The sequence below is a fragment of the Pseudooceanicola aestuariicola genome (genome assembly GCF_045763785.1).
Taxonomy (GTDB): Bacteria; Pseudomonadota; Alphaproteobacteria; order Rhodobacterales; family Rhodobacteraceae; genus Pseudooceanicola.
In genome coordinates, this window is sequence record NZ_JBJGSF010000002.1 from 269,767 (window position 1) to 286,176 (window position 16,410).

Below are 16,410 nucleotides of genomic sequence, written 5' to 3' on the forward strand. Positions count from 1 at the left end.
ACCTTCGGTTCCCTTATTCCGGGCGCAGCGATGCGGTGACGTAATTTACGCTAAGATCGCGGTCAGACAGGCGCCATTGCCACGAGATCGGGTTGAACACGAAACCCTTGCGATCCACGGGGTTCAGACCGGCCTTACGCATCAGGTCGAACAGCTCATCCGGGGTGATGAACTTTTTCCAGTCATGCGTGCCCTTGGGCAGCCAGCGCATCACGAACTCGGCCCCGACAATCGCCATCGCAAAGCTTTTGGGATTGCGGTTGATGGTCGAACAGATGTGCAGACCCTTGGGTTTCAGCAGGTTGTGGCAGGCTGTCAGATAGGCTAGCGGGTCGGAGACATGTTCGACGACTTCCATATTCAGGACCACGTCGAATTGTTCGCCCGCTTCGGCCAGCGCCTCGGCCGTGGTGTGGCGATAGTCGATCTCTAGCCCGGATTGTTCGGCATGGATCTGTGCGACGGGGATATTGCGTTCGGCCGCATCTGCGCCGACTACAGTGGCCCCAAGGCGCGCCATGGGTTCGCACAGCAGCCCGCCGCCGCAGCCGATATCAAGGATGCGGAGGCCTTTGAACGGCGACTCAGCCCCCAGATCCCGACCGTATTCGGCGGCGATCTGGCTGGTGATATAGTCCAAGCGGCAGGGGTTCAGCATATGCAGCGGCTTGAACTTGCCGTCCGGATTCCACCAATCCGCGGCCATGGCTTCGAACTTTGCAACTTCGGCTGGGTCAATGGTGGTGGCTGTTTGCATTTCCTGATCCTTGGGGTCATTCTGCCTGCAATCTATATAGGGCAGGATATGGATAAGTCCTCGGGCCAAAAGAGCGCATCTTCGTACCTTTACGCGCCCATCGATCCGTTCGATCAGCGCATGATCGATGTGGGTGACGGCCACACGGTATATATGGAACAGGCGGGCAACCCTGAAGGGGTGCCTGTTGTGGTGTTTCACGGCGGGCCGGGCGGCGGGTGCAGCCCTGCGATGCGGCGGTATTTCGACCCATCGGTCTATCGCGTGATCCTGTTCGATCAGCGCGGCTGCGGTCGGTCGCGGCCCCATGCCAGCGTCACGGCCAACACGACATGGCATCTGGTCAGCGACATCGAATTGATCCGTGAAACGCTGGGCATCGATAAATGGATCGTCTTTGGCGGCAGCTGGGGGGCGACGTTGTCGCTGATCTACGCCCAGACGCATCCAGAGCGTGTGATGAACCTGATCCTGCGGGGCGTGTTCCTGATGACCCGCGATGAACTGGACTGGTTCTATCAGGGCGGCGCAGGGAGGTTCTGGCCCGAAGCCTGGGCGCGCTTTGTCGATCCGATCCCCGAAGATGAACGCGACGATCTGATCGCGGCCTATCATCGGCGGCTGTTTTCCGACGACATCTCGGTTCAGACGAAATACGGGCGGGTCTGGTCGTCATGGGAAAATTCGCTGGCCTCGATGCGGACGGGTGGCATGGGCGGCGAAGCGCCCGGCGATTACGCCCGCGCCTTTGCCCGGCTTGAGAACCATTATTTCACTCATCTCGGTTGGCTGGACGAAGACGGTCAGATCCTGCGTGACATGGACCGCATCGCCCATATCCCCGGTGTTATCGTGCAGGGCCGTTACGACATGATCTGCCCGCCACGTATGGCGTATGAGCTGGCGAAGCGCTGGCCCAATGGCAAGCTGCGGATCGTGGATCATGCAGGTCACGCGCTGTCCGAGCCCGAGATCTCGGCCGAGCTGGTGCGCGCCATGAACGCCATCGCCAAGGGCGTGACGTGAGCGTTCAGGCCCCGCTGCATGATGTCCCGGTGCCGTATATGCAGCGCACGCGGGATTGGTACTTGGCGCTGGGTTTCGACAACCCATACGTCTGGGCGCATTACATCGACGTGCCGTTTACGCCGCTGAAAAAGCCTGTGTCAGACACGAAACTGGCGCTGATTACGACCGCCGCGTCCTACCAGCCGGACAAGGGCGATCAGGGGCCGGGGGCGGCGTATAACGCGGCGGCCAAGTTTTATGACGTCTATTCCGGTGACGTGCGTCAGGATCACGACTTAAGGATCTCTCATGTCGCGATCGATCGGGACCATACGTCGATGGAAGACCCGAACAGCTGGTTCCCCTTGGCGGCTTTGCGGGCGGTCGAAGGGGAGTTGTTTGGGTCTTTGACCGACCGTTTCCATGGGCTGCCCACGAACCGATCCGTCCGGCACACGATGGAGGTTGATGCGCCCGAGATCCTAAAGCGCTGTCAGCAAGACGGGGCCGAGGCCGCGCTTTTGGTGCCGAACTGCCCGGTATGCCATCAGTCCGTCACCCTAATCGCCCGGCACCTAGAGGCGAACGGCATCCCCACGATCATCATGGGTTGTGCCAAGGACGTCGTTGAACATGTCGGCGCGCCACGGTTTCTGTTTTCGGATTTCCCCTTGGGCAATTCAGCGGGCAAGCCGCATGAACCGCAGTCACAGGCGGAAACTTTGGCCTTGGCTTTGAAGGTGTTGGACAGCGCCCCCGCCGCGCGCACCACGGTTCAGTCGCCCCAACGATGGTCCGATGATCCGGCGTGGAAGCTGGATTATTCCAACCCCGCCACGCGCTCCGAAGCAGAGATGGCCGCGCATAAGGCCAAGGCCCACGCGGATCGAGAGGTCGCGCGGAAGGTGCGTGAAGGGTCTTAACGCCGGCCCAGCATTGCCAGACGGATCAGCGACCGTTCGACCAGCGCCATCGCGGGCGCGGTTTGCGCGGCGGATCGCAGGGCAAGGTCTGTCTCCGTAATCTCTGTCAGGGCTCTTTGCAGCTTTTCAACGCCCCAGCCTTGGGCCTGCCGCAAAACCTTGTCGCGGCGCAGGCCATAGACCGGCGGGCGGACCTTGTTGATGCCTTCGTTGGACCCACCGGGATGGGCGGCCACGGCATAAAGTGTCCGGAAATGGCGCATCAATCCGATACACAGGGACACCGGCTGCGTGCCCTGCGCGCGCAACCGCTGCATCAGCGGGCCGATCTGGTCCGAGCGTGCCTCGGCCACGATGTCCATCAGATCGTCGATCCCGGCCTCGGTTGAGGCGGGGGCGACAGCGGCAATGTCGTCGGGCACTACGGGGCTGGCGTCGCCGTGCTTGTAGATCACCAGTTTTTCCAGCGTCTGACGGAAATCACCGGGATCGAGGGCGTTGGCCAGCGCGGTCAGATCGCGCAGCGCCTCTTGTTTCAGGTCTTTCAGACCGGCGCGGGCCAGTTCGGATTCGATCTCGGCCCGGGTGGGCGGATTGTCATAGATCGCGGCGGCATAGGCGTTTTTGTGGGCCTCAAAGAATTTGCGCAGTTTGGACGTCGGTTTCAGGTTCCCGGCGGTGATCACAACCTGTGCGTCACCCGGTTGCCAGTCTTCAAGTGCGGGGATCAGCGCGGGCGCGTGGGTTTCTGACGCGTCTTCGACAAAGACGACGCGCGGACCGGGGAAAAACCCGACGGCCTTGATCGCGTCGGTCAGCATGGCCGGATCGCGGCGCACGTCGGCGGCGTTCATCCGGCTTAGGCGCATTTCTTCTTCGCCTTGCGGACCGACAAGGGCGGCGACGACCTCTTGCCGTTTCAGGGCGATGCGCATCCCGTCGGCGCCATAGATCAGCAGGCCGGTCTTGTTCGGATCGGGCTTGGTGAAATAACCGGCAGCGTCGCGGGGGGACAGTTTCATGGATCAGCCCGCAGGCGCGGCGGCGATCATCCGGGTGACGATCTGATCGGCCAGAATCACCATCAGCCGTTCCTGCGCATCGCGACGCGCGGCGGTGGTCGCCACGGTGCTGCCGGTCGCGGAATAGCCGGTAAAGCTGCTGACCATCCCGCTGGTGACAAGCGCGCCGTCAGGGCCGGTCAGCGTGTAATTTGCGCTGCCGATGATTTCGAAACGACGGGTCACGTTGGTGCCCGTCACGGCGATCCGGTCCTGAGTCGTTACGGTGTCGACGTTCAGCGTGTAGTCGGCGTTTTCGGCGCGACCCAAGCGGCGTTCGACCTGTTGCGCCAGAAGGTAATCCTGCCGCGTGTCAGGTTCGGTCAACTTAATGTTCCGGGTCAGCGTGTTGGCGTTGCCGTCAGGCCCATAGGCGGGCGTAAAGCCACAGGCCGACAGGATCACTGCCAGCGCCGCCATTGGACCTGCAAGTTTCAAACGCCAATCAGACAACCACATTCACGATCCGTCCCGGGACGACGATAACCTTTTTCGGCTGGGCCCCGTCCAAAGCCCTTTGGACAGCTTCGGTGGCAAGGGCGAGTTTTTCAACCTCTGCCTTGTCCATATCCTTGGGCACGTCGATTTCACCACGGCGTTTGCCGTTGATCTGGATCGGCATGGTGACGCTGTCTTCGACCAGCATCGCTTCGTCCGCGACGGGCCAAGGCGCCTGAGAGATAAGGCCTTCGCCACCCAGGAGTTCCCAGATTTCTTCGGCCAGGTGCGGGGTCATCGGCGACATTAGCTGCGCCAGCGTCTTGATCGCCATACGCTTCGCCACGGCACCGGCCTTGGATTTGGCGATGGTGTTGGTGAAGCCGTAAAGCTTGGCGATCGAGGCGTTGAAGCCAAAGCTGTCGATGCCGTTGGTGACGTCCTGCACGGTCTTGTGCATTTCGCGCAGCAGGGCGTTGTCGGCCTCTTCATTCTCGGGCGAATCGTCCAGTTCAGCAGCCAGACGGTAGACACGTCCAAGGTGCTTCGACGCGGCCTCGGCCCCGGCGGCGGTCCATTCGACGTCCCGTTCCGGCGGGCTGTCGGACAGGACGAACCAGCGGGCGGTGTCCGCGCCGTATTGGTCGATGATCTGAACCGGGTCGACGACGTTGTTCTTGGATTTCGACATCTTGGCCGAGGGGATGATCGTCACCTCTGTTCCGTCTTTCAGGAAGCCTTTGCCATCCCGCAGCTCCACATCCTCGGGGTAGTGATAGACCGGACGGCCATCGGCACCTTTGGTCTGATAGATCGCGTGGGTCACCATGCCCTGCGTGAACAGCGCGTCGAAAGGTTCCTTCGACTTCTCGGGCAGGTGGCCACAGATGTTCATCGCGCGGGCGAAGAACCGGGAATACAGCAGGTGAAGGATCGCGTGTTCGATGCCGCCGATGTACTGATCGACGTTCATCCAATACTCGGCCTCGGCCATATCGGTGGGCGTGTCGGCGCGCGGCGCGGTGAAGCGGGCAAAGTACCACGACGAATCGACGAAGGTGTCCATCGTGTCGGTTTCGCGTTTCGCGGGCTTGCCACAGGCCGGGCAGGCGCAATCGCGCCACGTCGGGTGACGGTCCAGCGGGTTGCCGGGGATGGAAAAGTCGATCGGCTTGTCGCCCTCGTCATAAGGCAACTGGATCGGCAGGTTTTCTTTCTTCTCGGGCACGACGCCGCAGGTGTCGCAGTGGACGACGGGAATCGGGCAGCCCCAGTAGCGCTGGCGGGACAGGCCCCAATCGCGCAGACGGAACTTGGTCACGCCATGGCCGACGCCGTTCTGTTCACAGAAATCGACCGTGGCATTGATTGCCTCTTCTCCGGTCTGGATTTCTTCGCCAGCAACCAGACGGGTGTAGCGGACCTTTTCGGTCTTGGCCGGAACGAAGGGGGCCTTCTGGATGTCGTGGTCGCCTTCGACGGGAAGGAAGGTGTCGATGATCGGCAGGTCGTATTTCGTTGCGAATTCGTGGTCGCGTTCGTCATGCGCCGGGCAGCCAAAGATCGCGCCGGTGCCGTAGTCCATCAGGATGAAGTTGGCGATATAGACGGGCAATTCCCAAGCGGTATCAAAGGGATGACGGACCTTGAGGCCAGTGTCAAAGCCCAGCTTTTCGGCCTTTTCGATCGCCTCTTCGGTGGTGCCACCTTGGCGGGCCTTTTCACAGAAGGCCGCGACGTCGGGGTTATCCTTCTCAAGCGCTTTGGCCAGCGGGTGGTCGGGCGAAATGCCAACGAAGGACGCGCCCATCAGCGTGTCGGGGCGGGTGGTGTAAACTTCGACCCGGTCGAAGCCGTGCGGCGCGTCGATCAGGCCAAAGGCGAACTGAAGACCGCGCGATTTGCCGATCCAGTTGGCCTGCATCGTCTTCACCTTGGCGGGCCAGTTGTCGAGCGTGTCCAATGCGGACAGCAATTCATCCGAATAGTCGGAGATCTTGAAGAACCACTGCGTCAGTTCCCGCCGTTCGACCAGCGCACCGGATCGCCAGCCGCGCCCGTCCTCGACCTGTTCATTGGCCAGAACGGTCATGTCGACCGGGTCCCAGTTCACCACCGCGTTCTTGCGATAGACCAGACCCTTTTCAAGGAAATCAAGGAACAGCGCCTGCTGCTGGCCGTAGTATTCCGGATCGCAGGTCGCGAACATCCGCGTCCAGTCGAGCGAAAAGCCCAAAGGCTTCATCTGGCCGACCATCGTGTCGATGTTGGAATAGGTCCAGTCCTTGGGGTGACCGCCGTTGGCCATCGCCGCGTTTTCCGCAGGCATCCCGAAGGCGTCAAACCCCATCGGGTGCAGCACGTTGTGCCCCGTCGCGCGTTTGTACCGCGCCACCACGTCGCCCATCGTGTAGTTGCGCACGTGGCCGATGTGGATCCGGCCCGAGGGGTAGGGGAACATCTCCAGCACGTAATACTTGGGCTTGTCGGCGGTGCGTTCTGCTTGGAACACCCCGGCGTCTTCCCAGGATTTTTGCCATTTCGGTTCGATATCGGATGCGGAATAGCGCGACATGCCGTCCCTTCCTGCGTTACGGTTTCGTCGGGTGATATGCGGCACGCGCCAAAGGGTCCAGAGTTTATAGGGGTCTGATGGCTTGGCGGGGTGGGGTGCGCCTGTTTAGACTGTCAAAAACAGATGCAGGCCTTTTCGTGAATATCCTTTTTATCCATCAGAATTTTCCCGGACAATTCAAACACTTGGCATCCGATCTGGCGCGTCGGGGGCACCAGGTGAAGGCGCTGACCCTGCGGGTCAAGGAACGCACCAGCTGGAACGGTGTCGATATCCTGCCCTATTCTATCCTGAAGCGGTCGGATCAGAAAACGCACCCATGGGTTCTGGACCTCGACAGCAAGGTGACACGGGCCGAATCCTGTTATCGCGCGGCGCGGGCCTTGCGCGATCAGGGCTATGCCCCGGATGTCATCATCGCGCACCATGGCTGGGGCGAGGCGATGTTCCTGCGGGATGTCTGGCCCAAGGCGCGGATGGGTCTGTATTGTGAGCTGTATCACCTAACCGATTATCCCCACGCCGGGTTCGATCCCGAATTTCCCATCAATGATGAGTTGGACGGAGAGATTCGCATCCGGTTGAAAAACATCAACAACCATCTGCATTTCGATCAGGCACAGGCGGGGATCAGTCCGACTCAGTTCCAGGCGAACACTTTTCCACAGCCGTTCCGTAGCAAGATCACCGTTGTGCATGACGGTATCAACACCGACGCGCTAGTGCGCAAAGACGATGCAAGGCTGACGCTGGATACCGGGCAGGTGCTGACGCGCGATGATGAGGTCATCACTTTCGTCAACCGCAATCTAGAGCCCTATCGCGGTTATCACGTGTTCATGCGTGCGCTGCCGCGATTGCTGAAGGAACGGCCCAAAGCTCAGGTCGTGATCGTCGGCGGGGACGGCGTGTCGTACGGGTCGCGTCCGCCAGCCGGTAAAACGTGGAAGCAGATCTATATAGATGAGGTGCGGGGACAGATCAGTGATGCGGACTGGGCGCGCGTCCATTTCCTTGGGCGCATACCTTATGACCGGTTCGTATCGCTGCTGCAGGTCGGACGGGTACATCTGTATCTGACCTATCCGTTTGTTTTGTCGTGGTCGCTGTTCGAATCGATGTCCTGCGAAGCGGCGATCGTTGCGTCGTCCACCCCGCCGGTGCTTGAGGCGCTAGAGCATGACAAGACTGCGCGACTGGTGGATTTCTTCGATGGCGACGCGCTGGTGGATCAGGCCGTCAGCCTGCTGGAGGACGCAGATGCGCGCGCGCGGCTTGGTGCTGCGGCACGCAAACATATCGTGCAGACCTATGACCTGCGTCGGCATTGCCTGCCCAAGCAGTTGGAATGGTTCGACGAGTTGGCCGAAATGACGGTTTAGAAGTTGCGGTCTGCGGTGCGCAGCTGACGCGCGCGAGTCAGGATCGCATCTTCGACGGCCCGCTGCGTGCCTGCGGCCACAGGGCCACCGCGCGTTGCCAGTGCCACGTTCAGCGACCGTGCGTCCAGCGCGGGATCCTTAATGTAGATCGTGGCGCGATAGGCACGGCCACCACCCGGAGGGGTGCCATAGCCAGTGACGATCACACCGCTGAACGGATCAACCGATTGCACGGGCAGAAAGTCGAGAACCTCAAGCGATGCGTTCCAGAGGTAGCGGTTCACCGCAACCCGGTCACCTTCGTCGCGCTGATTGCGAAGGGCTTCCCAGATCGTGGTTTGGCGCTGACCATAGCGCTCAATCTCGCGCTGTTCGGTCACGTCGCGGGCCGACCCGGGCGCGCCACCAGTAAAGCCACCGAACCGTCCACATCCGGCAACCGCCAGGATGGACATCATAATGACAACGGTTTTCAGGTTCATAATCTGGCCCCACAATTAAGGTCCCGACTACTCCTAATGGCAAGCCGGGGGCGGGGCAAGTTGTAATGGTGCTTGGATTCATATCGCGAAAAGCACTGCGAATTGATGCGGCAGCGCCAAGGCAGGCCCAAGACGACACTGTGGCAATGCTGCACCATTTTTAAGCCGAGTTTTTCGGCCTTTCGTGCATCACTTGCAAAGAGAGGGCGAAAAGAGCGAAAGACCTTTCATACCCAGACGGGACGACCGGGCTGGGCTGACTTATGAAATCGAGGGAAAACCTATGAAAAAGATTCTCTTCGCGACGACGGCACTGATTGCCACCGCAACCGTCGCTGCTGCAGATGTCACCGTTTCCGGTCGCGCTGCATTTGGTCTGAACTACAACGGCGTTACCAAAACCTCCGTCGTTCTGAACAACTTCGACCTGTACTTCACCGGTACGACCGAAACCGACGGCGGCGTGTCCCTGTCGGCTACGTTCGAAATGGAAGGCCTGGGTACCGCGTCCACCGCAGCGACCAAACTCACCGACGTCATGGCGTCGACCGTGTTCTCGGCATCCGCTGGCGGCCTGACCTTCTCCTACGGTAACACCGACGGCGCATTCGACAAAGCGATGGTCGAAGTTCACCGTATCCCCGGTATCGCCTTCGAGCTGTGGGGCGGCGCGTCCTTCATCGACAACAACGACAACAACAACATCTCCCGCATCGACTACGCGATTGGTGATTTTGCTGTTGCAGTGTCCTACGCTGGCTTCGACAAATCCACCGGCATCGGTGTGAACTACGGTGCAGACCTGGGTTCCGCAAAAGTGACCATGGGCGCAGCCTATGAATCGCAGACCGGTGACGACTACTGGGGTCTGTCCGCAAAAGCTGACTTCGGCGCATTCTCCGTCGCAGCAGGCTACGCTGACTCGAAGAACAAAACCGTCTTCAACGGCACCTACAACATCTCCGCTCAGTACTCCGCAAACGGCCTGACCGTTGGCGCGAACTACCTGAACTCCAAAAACGCCAACTCCAACGGCTACACCGTGTTCGGTACCTACGGCCTGGGCGGCGGCGCATCGGTCTTCGCTCAGTACGGCGAACGTGCCAACGGCACCACCAAGACCGGCACCATGGGTGTTGCGTTCTCCTTCTAATTCCCTCTCTTAGAGTGAATTACGATGAGCAGGCCTTCGGGCCTGCTCATTTCGTTTCTGGACCTCGGTTCTGCTTCGTGACATTTCTTTGCTTATGTCCCTGACCGAGATCACCACCCGCATTTCCAAAGCCGCAACCGACGCCGGGCGTGACCCGAGCGACGTGACTTTGATTGCCGTGTCCAAGATGCAGCCAGACGAAAACGTCCGGGCCGTGTTGGAGCAGGGGCATCGCGTCTATGGCGAAAACCGGGTGCAGGAAGCCGCGGGCAAATGGCCGGGGTTTCGTGAAGAATTCGGTCAGATCGATCTGCATATCATCGGCCCGCTGCAATCCAACAAAACCCGGCAAGCGATGGAGCTGGCGCAGGCGATTCATTCGTTGGATCGCCCCAAGCTGGCCAAAACAATCGCGCGGCTGGCGGATGAGATCGGATCCTGCCCGGATCTATTCGTTCAGGTGAACACCGGGGAAGAGCCGCAGAAGGCCGGCATCCTGCCCGAGGACACGGATTCCTTTGTCAAAGAGGTGCGCGATCTGGGTCTGCCGCTCAAAGGCCTGATGTGCATCCCCCCAGTAGAAGAAGCACCGTCACTGCATTTCGCATTGTTGGCAAAGCTGGCGAAACGAAATGGATTGGATGGGCTGTCGATGGGCATGTCGGGTGATTTCGAACAGGCGATTGCGCTTGGGGCGACCCATGTGCGCGTCGGCTCTGCGATCTTTGGCGAACGCGACACTCAGGCCACTTGATCCCCACCTTTCGGTGAACTCGTGAAACTTATCGCCAATTTTCCCGGCGATGTTAGCGCTGTCATTCTCATCGCAGGAACGTGATGCATCCCCCTTGTGTTGGTTGGGCGGTCCGATTGTCCGGACCCGATATCAAACAGTGAATGAGGAGGACGTAATGAACGTTCAAAGCCCAAACTCGATCATTGCGGATAAGGATTGTTACCCCACCCGCCTGACCGACGGAGAATCCATCATAGACCGTCAGGACCCCGTTCTGTGGTCCGACTGGTCCGAGAACGCACCAATTTCGCGCGAAGATGCAGAGCATTACAAAACCAAAGGCTACATGATCCGCCGGGATATTTTCGACGCGGATGAAGTGCAGGCGATGATCGCCGCCAGCAACAGACTGCGCCAAGAGGGGCGGAAAATCCGCGCCGAGGACCTTGTCACCGAACCCGAGTCCGACGCCGTGCGCACCATTTTCCGTCTGGACGATCACAGCAGCCTGTTCGACCGCGTCGCGCGGGATGAGAGGATGGCGGGTGTCGCGTCCTTCCTATTGGGCGACGATGTCTACCTGCATCAAAGCCGTCTGAACTATAAGCCCGGCTTTACCGGGAAAGAGTTCTACTGGCATTCGGATTTCGAAACCTGGCACGCCGAAGACGGGATGCCGCGGATGCGGGCGGTGTCTGCGTCTTTGCTGCTGACCGATAATTCGTCGTTGAACGGGCCGTTGATGTTGATCCCCGGATCGCAGAACGTGTTCGTCTGCACGCAGGGTGAGACGCCCGACGAGAACCACAAATCCAGCCTCAAGCGCCAAGAGGTCGGTGTTCCGTCGCCGGAAACACTGGAACGTCTGGCCGCCGAATCCGGGATCGACCATGCCAAGGGGCCTGCGGGCACCGTGATCTTTTTCGACTGCAACACGCTGCACGGATCGAACGGCAACATCACCCCGGACCCCCGGTCTAACGCGTTCTTCGTCTACAACGCGCTGTCGAATGCGGTGACAGAACCCTACGCCGCCAAATCGCCCCGCCCCGCCTATCTGGCAGAACGCGGAACGCCCATGCCGATCCGCCCTCAGACCGGGCGCATTCTGACGGCCTAAGCCTTAGATCAGGACCGGCGTGCCAGGTGGCGTCACGCTGGCCAGCCAGCGAATATCCGACCGGGAAAAGGCCAGACAGCCTTCGGTCGGGTATCCGGGCCGGCGCCATTGGTGAAAAAAGATCGCAGATCCAGCGCCGGGGGTCGCGTCGGGCCAGTTCCAATCGGTGATCAGAACGATGTCATATAGCGAATCAGCACGACGTAGGGTTTCGTGACTGGGGGCGTAGGGCGCGTGTACCAGATGGTTGTACTGCGGATCGTCCGCAGCATCGGACCATAGCATTCCCGGCAGGATGGGTCTGGCCCAAGGTGCCGGGGCGGTGGTGCGATCAGGGCGATAGAGACAGCCGACAATATGCAGAACCCCGCGCGGGGTGGCCCCGTCGCCTTCGCGTTTCGCGTCGCTCAGACCGCCGCGCCCCATGGTGCAGGGCAGGGTGATCTGGCCAACGCGCAGGCCTTGGGGCGTCAGACGAATCACAGCAGGTGACCGGATTTCTTGGCCTTAGTGGCCAGATAGGCGGTGTTATGCGGGTTTTCCCCAACTTTCAGTGGGACGCGTTCCGTGACAGCGATGCCCGCACGCTCCATCATCGCGATCTTGTTGGGGTTGTTCGTCAGCAACCGGGCCGAGCTAAAGCCCATGTCTTTCAGCAACGCCGCGCCCAGCCGGAAATCTCTCTCATCATCCTCGAAACCCAAACGGTGGTTCGCCTCGACCGTGTCGAAGCCCTGATCCTGCAGGGAATAAGCGCGCATCTTGTTGGCCAAGCCGATCCCGCGGCCTTCTTGGTTCAGGTACAGCAAGACGCCCGCCCCTTCGGACCCCATCTGCGCCAGTGCGCCATGCAGCTGCGGCCCGCAATCACATTTCAACGATCCCAGCAGATCGCCCGTAAAACAGGCCGAATGAAGCCGCGCCAGCACGGGTTTATCGCGGGGCGGGCGGCCGATTTCGATGGCGTAATGTTCCTCTCCTCCGTCATCGGGGCGAAAGACGTGCAGACGGGTGTTTTCCGCGACGGTGATCGGGACGCGGGCAAAGATGATTTCATGTAGCGGCGCGCTTTGGTCCATCACCTCTCGGGTCGGCTGCGCGTTAAGGATGGTCAGACCGTCGGGCGCGGCATCAATCAGGGCGCACAGCGCTGCGGGAAGAAGGCGGGCGGATTTCAGAATGCGCAGGGCCAGACGGTCCAGATCGGCAGGCCCATCGCGCAGCGCAACGAACGGTCCTTTCATCGGAGACCGCAAATCATCCGCCGGGTCCGCTACGGCGTTCAGCCAAGACAGGCCCGCATCATCGGGCAGCACCAACCGCGCCAGATCGCCATCGTAGGGCCGCGCTTTCAGCGTTTCGGCCCGTCGCGCGGTGATCGCCAAGTGAACGGATGTCATAGCACGCAGCGCCGCCAGCCTGTCGTCCGACAGGGTTTCGACCGCCGCGACCAGCAGCAATCGGTCGCCATCCCGCAGAACGACAGGCAGCCCCATGCGCAGATCAGCGCGCGCGCGGGCCAGTATTTCGGTGGTGTCGGGGATCAGGGACATCGGGAACCTATTGCAGAAAGCCTTTGCAGACCGGGCCTTATCTAAGACCAAAAATGTCAAAGTTGAAACAATAACGCCCCGACAGACACGTCCGCGTGAAAGGATGGTAGCAATTCTTGTCGGGAGGGGGATGCACGCACATGTGATCGGAACCGGCCACGACTGGCCGCAAGAAGGAGGGCCACACATGGCACAATTGAAACGCATTCTTCTGGTCGATGACGACGATGACCTGCGCGAAGCGCTGAGCGAGCAGTTGGTCATGACCGAGGACTTCGACGTTCTTGAGGCAAACAACGGCGCCTGCGCGATGCAGAAGGTCAAGGAATCCCTGTTCGACCTGCTGATCCTTGACGTGGGTCTGCCCGACACCGACGGCCGCGAACTGTGCAAACTGATGCGCAAGCAGGGCGTCAAGGCGCCCGTCATCATGCTGACCGGACATGACAGCGACGCGGATACCATTCTGGGTCTGGACGCGGGTGCGAATGATTACATCACCAAGCCGTTCAAGTTTCCGGTGCTTCTGGCGCGTATTCGTGCCCAGCTGCGCCAGCATGAGCAAAGCGAGGACGCTGTCTTTCAGCTTGGGCCGTATACCTTTCGCCCCAGCATGAAGATGCTGATCACCGAAGAAGAAAAGAAAATCCGCCTGACCGAGAAAGAGACGAACATTCTCAAGTTCCTCTATCGCTCGAACGACGGGGTGGTGGCGCGTGATGTGCTGCTGCACGAGGTCTGGGGCTACAACGCCGGGGTCACGACCCACACGCTGGAAACCCACATTTACCGTCTGCGTCAAAAGATCGAACCCGATCCGTCGAATGCGCGGTTGCTGGTCACGGAAAGTGGCGGTTACCGGTTGGTGGCGTAAAAGTCACAACCTGAAGAAGAATTGCCGTAAGGATAACCAAGCTTATTCTTCTAAGATGAATGATGGTAACATGTAATTAGGTTTTTAACGGAACCGACCCGCGCATATCCGGGTTTGATATGTACCTCCCTGTTGGACTTGCCCGGGCCCTCGTGCCCGGGTTTCTTTTTGTCCAACTTCGTGAAACACCTTTGTATCATAAGGGTTTCGGGACGCGCGTTTGGATCTGATCATCTATGCCCTGTCGCTGTCGGCGGCTGTTTTTCTGGCCCTCGGGCTGGTGCTGACCACCTTTGGTCTGCGAACGCTGTCGCCCTTGGTGGGCGCGACGTTCAGCGTGCCGACGTCGTTTGTGATGTTCGCGGTGCTGGCCCCTGTCACCATTGATTTCGCGGCGTTGGACTGGCGCGCGGTGGGGATCTTCGCTGCGGCGGGGGTATTTTACCCTGCGGTGGTGTCGCTGCTGAACTTCGTGTCGAACCGGGCGATCGGGCCGAATCTGACGGGGGGCTTGGGCAACCTGTCTCCGATCTTTGCCATCGGTTTGGCGATCCTGCTGTTAGGAGAGGTGCCGAGTATCCCCCAGTGGATCGGCGTGCTGGCCGTCTGCGGCGGGATGCTGCTGCTGGCGATTGACCGGTCCCGCCGCGATCCGACGGCCAAGTTGGCGGTGCTGGCTTTGCCGTTGATCGGGGCGTTCTTTCGCGGCGCAGTTCAGCCAGTGGTCAAACTTGGGATGATCTTCTGGCCCTCGGCGTTTGCCGCCGCGCTGATCGCCTATCTGATGTCATCCTTCGTGGTCTGGGGCGCGCGGTGGGCGTCGGGGCAAAAGCTGCCCCCCAACGCGGGCGCGGGCATCGCGTGGTTCATGGCCATCGGTTTGGCGAATGGCACGGCGTTGGTGCTGATGTATCTGGCCCTAGGGAAAGGAGAGGTCGCGCAGGTTGCCCCGCTGATCGCGACCTATCCGCTGATCACCATCGGTCTGAATTGGTTGATCCACCGCGACCGAAGCCTTGGGCCGCGGGGGATGATCGGGTCTGTCGTCTGTGTGATCGGCGTTGTCGTCGTGATCCTTGGGTGATCGCCGACAGCGTTATTGCAGATCGGCGAAGGCCTTTTGCATCCGTTCGACCGCCTCGACCACGCGGGCGCGCGGCGTGGCAAGGTTGAACCGCTGGAACGTCGCGCCACCCGCACCAAAGCTGTCGCCATGGTTCACGGCGATCTTGGCGTCCTTGAGGATACGGCGCTGCACCTCTGTCGCCTCCATCCCGGTATCAGCGAAATCGACCCAGGCGAGGTAGGTACCCTCTAGATCCATTGATTTCACACCGGGGATCTGGCGCATACCGTCATCGAACACCTTACGGTTGCCGTCGATATACTCCATCAGCGCATCGACCCATTGCGCGCCCTCGGGCGAATAGGCGGCGGGGATCATGTGTTTGGCAAAGGCGTTGGGGGACATGCCAAGCGCGCTCATCTTCATTTCAAAATCGCGCCGCAGGTCAGGGTCGGAAATGATGACGTTACCCGTGTGCATCCCGGCCAGATTGAACGTCTTGGTGGCCGCGCTCATCATCACCAGCCGATCGGACGCGCCGGGGATGTTCGCCATCGGGATGTGCTTTTGGCCGGGCATGATCAGATCATGGTGGATTTCATCGGACACGATGATCAGGTCATGGCGCTTGGCAAATTCCAGCACGCCCTGCAGTTCTGCTTCGGTCCAGACGCGGCCGCCGGGGTTGTGGGGCGAACAGAACACCAGCATCTTTTCGGTGCCGGTCATCATGCCGTCATAGCGGTTGAAATCCAGCGTGTAGCGGCCATCGTTCAACATCATCGGGCATTCCACCACCTGACGGCCCGCCGCGCGGATCACGCGGAAAAACGCGTGATAGATGGGGGTGAACATCACCACGCCATCGCCGGGCTGGGTGAACGCCTCAACACACATGCCGGTGCCGTTGACCAGACCGTGGGTGGAAAAGATGTGCCCCGCGTCCACGTCCCAGCCATGGCGGTTCTTCATCCACCACGTGATGGCGTTCAGATAGGCATCGTCGTCACCGAAATAGCCGAACACCCCGTGGGCTGCGTAATCATGCACCGCCTGGGTCACGACTTGCGGCGGACGGAAATCCATATCGGCGACCCACATCGGAATCCCGTCAGTCGGAGAGACCCCGCAAAACGCCTCCATCTTGTCCCACTTGGCCGAATGGGTGCCGCGACGTTCGATGACTTCGTCAAAGTTGGGATGGGATGTGGTCATAGGTATTCCTTTATGCGTCGGGCCAAAGCTAGCTATCGCGGCAGGCTTGGCAAGGGGGGCTGCTGTG

General features: G+C 60.3%; 16 protein-coding genes. 8 read left to right on the forward strand and 8 right to left on the reverse strand.

All coding sequences use genetic code 11. The features are described from left to right. Nucleotides 1-13: 13 nt before the first annotated feature. On the reverse strand, nt 14-757 hold the full coding sequence (gene ubiG, locus ACI3GR_RS09190) for a bifunctional 2-polyprenyl-6-hydroxyphenol methylase/3-demethylubiquinol 3-O-methyltransferase UbiG (RefSeq protein WP_407493926.1): 744 nt from the start codon (nt 755-757) through the stop codon (nt 14-16). Nucleotides 758-805: 48 nt separating this feature from the next. On the opposite strand from ubiG, the gene pip reads away from it, so the two are divergent. Together pip and ACI3GR_RS09200 are read left to right on the forward strand one after the other, a co-directional pair. Beyond that, nucleotides 806-1,783, forward strand: coding sequence for a prolyl aminopeptidase (gene pip, locus ACI3GR_RS09195; RefSeq protein ID WP_407493927.1), 978 nt, complete (start codon nt 806-808; stop codon nt 1,781-1,783). Next, nucleotides 1,780-2,688, forward strand: coding sequence for a glycine reductase (locus ACI3GR_RS09200; protein ID WP_407493929.1), 909 nt, complete (start codon nt 1,780-1,782; stop codon nt 2,686-2,688). The genes pip and ACI3GR_RS09200 overlap by 4 nt, the downstream gene beginning before the upstream one ends. On the opposite strand, the gene holA is transcribed toward ACI3GR_RS09200, so the two are convergent. The 3 genes from holA to leuS are packed head-to-tail and all read right to left on the reverse strand — an operon-like array spanning nt 2,685 to nt 6,762. Beyond that, the gene (gene holA, locus ACI3GR_RS09205) at nt 2,685-3,710 is read right to left on the reverse strand and encodes a DNA polymerase III subunit delta (RefSeq protein WP_407493930.1); all 1,026 of its coding nucleotides are present in this window, start codon (nt 3,708-3,710) and stop codon (nt 2,685-2,687) included. The genes ACI3GR_RS09200 and holA overlap by 4 nt on opposite strands. 3 nt (nt 3,711-3,713) lie before the next feature. Beyond that, nucleotides 3,714-4,169 carry an LPS assembly lipoprotein LptE gene (gene lptE / locus ACI3GR_RS09210; protein ID WP_407493932.1) on the reverse strand — a complete coding sequence of 152 codons (456 nt, stop codon included), beginning with the start codon at nt 4,167-4,169 and terminating at the stop codon, nt 3,714-3,716. Nucleotides 4,170-4,194: 25 nt separating this feature from the next. Then, complete coding sequence (gene leuS / locus ACI3GR_RS09215; protein WP_407493934.1) at nt 4,195-6,762, reverse strand: leucine--tRNA ligase; 2,568 nt, start codon at nt 6,760-6,762, stop codon at nt 4,195-4,197. A gap of 137 nt (nt 6,763-6,899) precedes the next feature. Here leuS and ACI3GR_RS09220 point away from each other — a divergent pair, with 137 nt between their 5' ends. Continuing rightward, nucleotides 6,900-8,144 (forward strand): glycosyltransferase, encoded by a 1,245-nt coding sequence (locus tag ACI3GR_RS09220; RefSeq protein ID WP_407493935.1) that lies wholly within the window; start codon nt 6,900-6,902, stop codon nt 8,142-8,144. Here the strand turns inward: ACI3GR_RS09220 and ACI3GR_RS09225 are convergent. Beyond that, nucleotides 8,141-8,626 (reverse strand): DUF3576 domain-containing protein, encoded by a 486-nt coding sequence (locus tag ACI3GR_RS09225; RefSeq protein ID WP_407493936.1) that lies wholly within the window; start codon nt 8,624-8,626, stop codon nt 8,141-8,143. The two genes, ACI3GR_RS09220 and ACI3GR_RS09225, sit on opposite strands and share 4 nt — an antisense overlap. Nucleotides 8,627-8,909: 283 nt before the next feature. On the opposite strand from ACI3GR_RS09225, the gene ACI3GR_RS09230 reads away from it, so the two are divergent. The 3 genes from ACI3GR_RS09230 to thpD all read left to right on the forward strand — a co-directional run bounded on the left by ACI3GR_RS09230 (nt 8,910) and on the right by thpD (nt 11,635). Beyond that, nucleotides 8,910-9,779, forward strand: a complete 870-nt coding sequence (locus tag ACI3GR_RS09230; RefSeq protein WP_407493938.1) for a porin — start codon at nt 8,910-8,912, stop codon at nt 9,777-9,779. A 94-nt stretch (nt 9,780-9,873) separates the two neighbouring features. Beyond that, nucleotides 9,874-10,533: a YggS family pyridoxal phosphate-dependent enzyme gene (locus ACI3GR_RS09235; protein ID WP_407493939.1), complete on the forward strand. Its 660-nt coding sequence runs from the start codon at nt 9,874-9,876 to the stop codon at nt 10,531-10,533. 157 nt (nt 10,534-10,690) lie between these two features. Beyond that, nucleotides 10,691-11,635 carry an ectoine hydroxylase gene (gene thpD, locus ACI3GR_RS09240; protein WP_407493940.1) on the forward strand — a complete coding sequence of 315 codons (945 nt, stop codon included), beginning with the start codon at nt 10,691-10,693 and terminating at the stop codon, nt 11,633-11,635. Nucleotides 11,636-11,638: 3 nt separating this feature from the next. On the opposite strand, the gene ACI3GR_RS09245 is transcribed toward thpD, so the two are convergent. Both ACI3GR_RS09245 and ribA read right to left on the reverse strand, forming a co-directional pair. Beyond that, on the reverse strand, nt 11,639-12,115 hold the full coding sequence (locus tag ACI3GR_RS09245; protein WP_407494888.1) for a L,D-transpeptidase family protein: 477 nt from the start codon (nt 12,113-12,115) through the stop codon (nt 11,639-11,641). Further along, nucleotides 12,115-13,188 (reverse strand): GTP cyclohydrolase II, encoded by a 1,074-nt coding sequence (gene ribA, locus ACI3GR_RS09250; protein ID WP_407493941.1) that lies wholly within the window; start codon nt 13,186-13,188, stop codon nt 12,115-12,117. The genes ACI3GR_RS09245 and ribA overlap by 1 nt, the downstream gene beginning before the upstream one ends. Before the next feature lie 187 nt (nt 13,189-13,375). On the opposite strand from ribA, the gene ACI3GR_RS09255 reads away from it, so the two are divergent. Both ACI3GR_RS09255 and ACI3GR_RS09260 read left to right on the forward strand, forming a co-directional pair. Next, on the forward strand, nt 13,376-14,062 hold the full coding sequence (locus ACI3GR_RS09255) for a response regulator transcription factor (protein WP_407493942.1): 687 nt from the start codon (nt 13,376-13,378) through the stop codon (nt 14,060-14,062). Between the two features lie 220 nt (nt 14,063-14,282). Beyond that, nucleotides 14,283-15,146, forward strand: coding sequence for an EamA family transporter (locus ACI3GR_RS09260; RefSeq protein WP_407493944.1), 864 nt, complete (start codon nt 14,283-14,285; stop codon nt 15,144-15,146). Between the two features lie 12 nt (nt 15,147-15,158). Here the strand turns inward: ACI3GR_RS09260 and ACI3GR_RS09265 are convergent, their stop codons facing one another. Further along, nucleotides 15,159-16,343, reverse strand: coding sequence for a MalY/PatB family protein (locus ACI3GR_RS09265; RefSeq protein ID WP_407493945.1), 1,185 nt, complete (start codon nt 16,341-16,343; stop codon nt 15,159-15,161). Nucleotides 16,344-16,410 lie beyond the last annotated feature (67 nt).

Bases quoted from the DNA above. Each gene is read 5' to 3' on its own strand.
- ACI3GR_RS09265 (WP_407493945.1), bottom strand. From the start codon at position 16,343: ATGACCACATCCCATCCCAACTTTGACGAAGTCATCGAACGTCGCGGC.
- holA (WP_407493930.1), bottom strand. From the start codon at position 3,710: ATGAAACTGTCCCCCCGCGACGCTGCCGGTTATTTCACCAAGCCCGAT.
- pip (WP_407493927.1), top strand. From the start codon at position 806: ATGGATAAGTCCTCGGGCCAAAAGAGCGCATCTTCGTACCTTTACGCG.
- leuS (WP_407493934.1), bottom strand. From the start codon at position 6,762: ATGTCGCGCTATTCCGCATCCGATATCGAACCGAAATGGCAAAAATCC.
- ACI3GR_RS09230 (WP_407493938.1), top strand. From the start codon at position 8,910: ATGAAAAAGATTCTCTTCGCGACGACGGCACTGATTGCCACCGCAACC.
- ubiG (WP_407493926.1), bottom strand. From the start codon at position 757: ATGCAAACAGCCACCACCATTGACCCAGCCGAAGTTGCAAAGTTCGAA.
- thpD (WP_407493940.1), top strand. From the start codon at position 10,691: ATGAACGTTCAAAGCCCAAACTCGATCATTGCGGATAAGGATTGTTAC.
- ACI3GR_RS09225 (WP_407493936.1), bottom strand. From the start codon at position 8,626: ATGAACCTGAAAACCGTTGTCATTATGATGTCCATCCTGGCGGTTGCC.
- ACI3GR_RS09255 (WP_407493942.1), top strand. From the start codon at position 13,376: ATGGCACAATTGAAACGCATTCTTCTGGTCGATGACGACGATGACCTG.
- ribA (WP_407493941.1), bottom strand. From the start codon at position 13,188: ATGTCCCTGATCCCCGACACCACCGAAATACTGGCCCGCGCGCGCGCT.
- lptE (WP_407493932.1), bottom strand. From the start codon at position 4,169: ATGGCGGCGCTGGCAGTGATCCTGTCGGCCTGTGGCTTTACGCCCGCC.
- ACI3GR_RS09235 (WP_407493939.1), top strand. From the start codon at position 9,874: ATGTCCCTGACCGAGATCACCACCCGCATTTCCAAAGCCGCAACCGAC.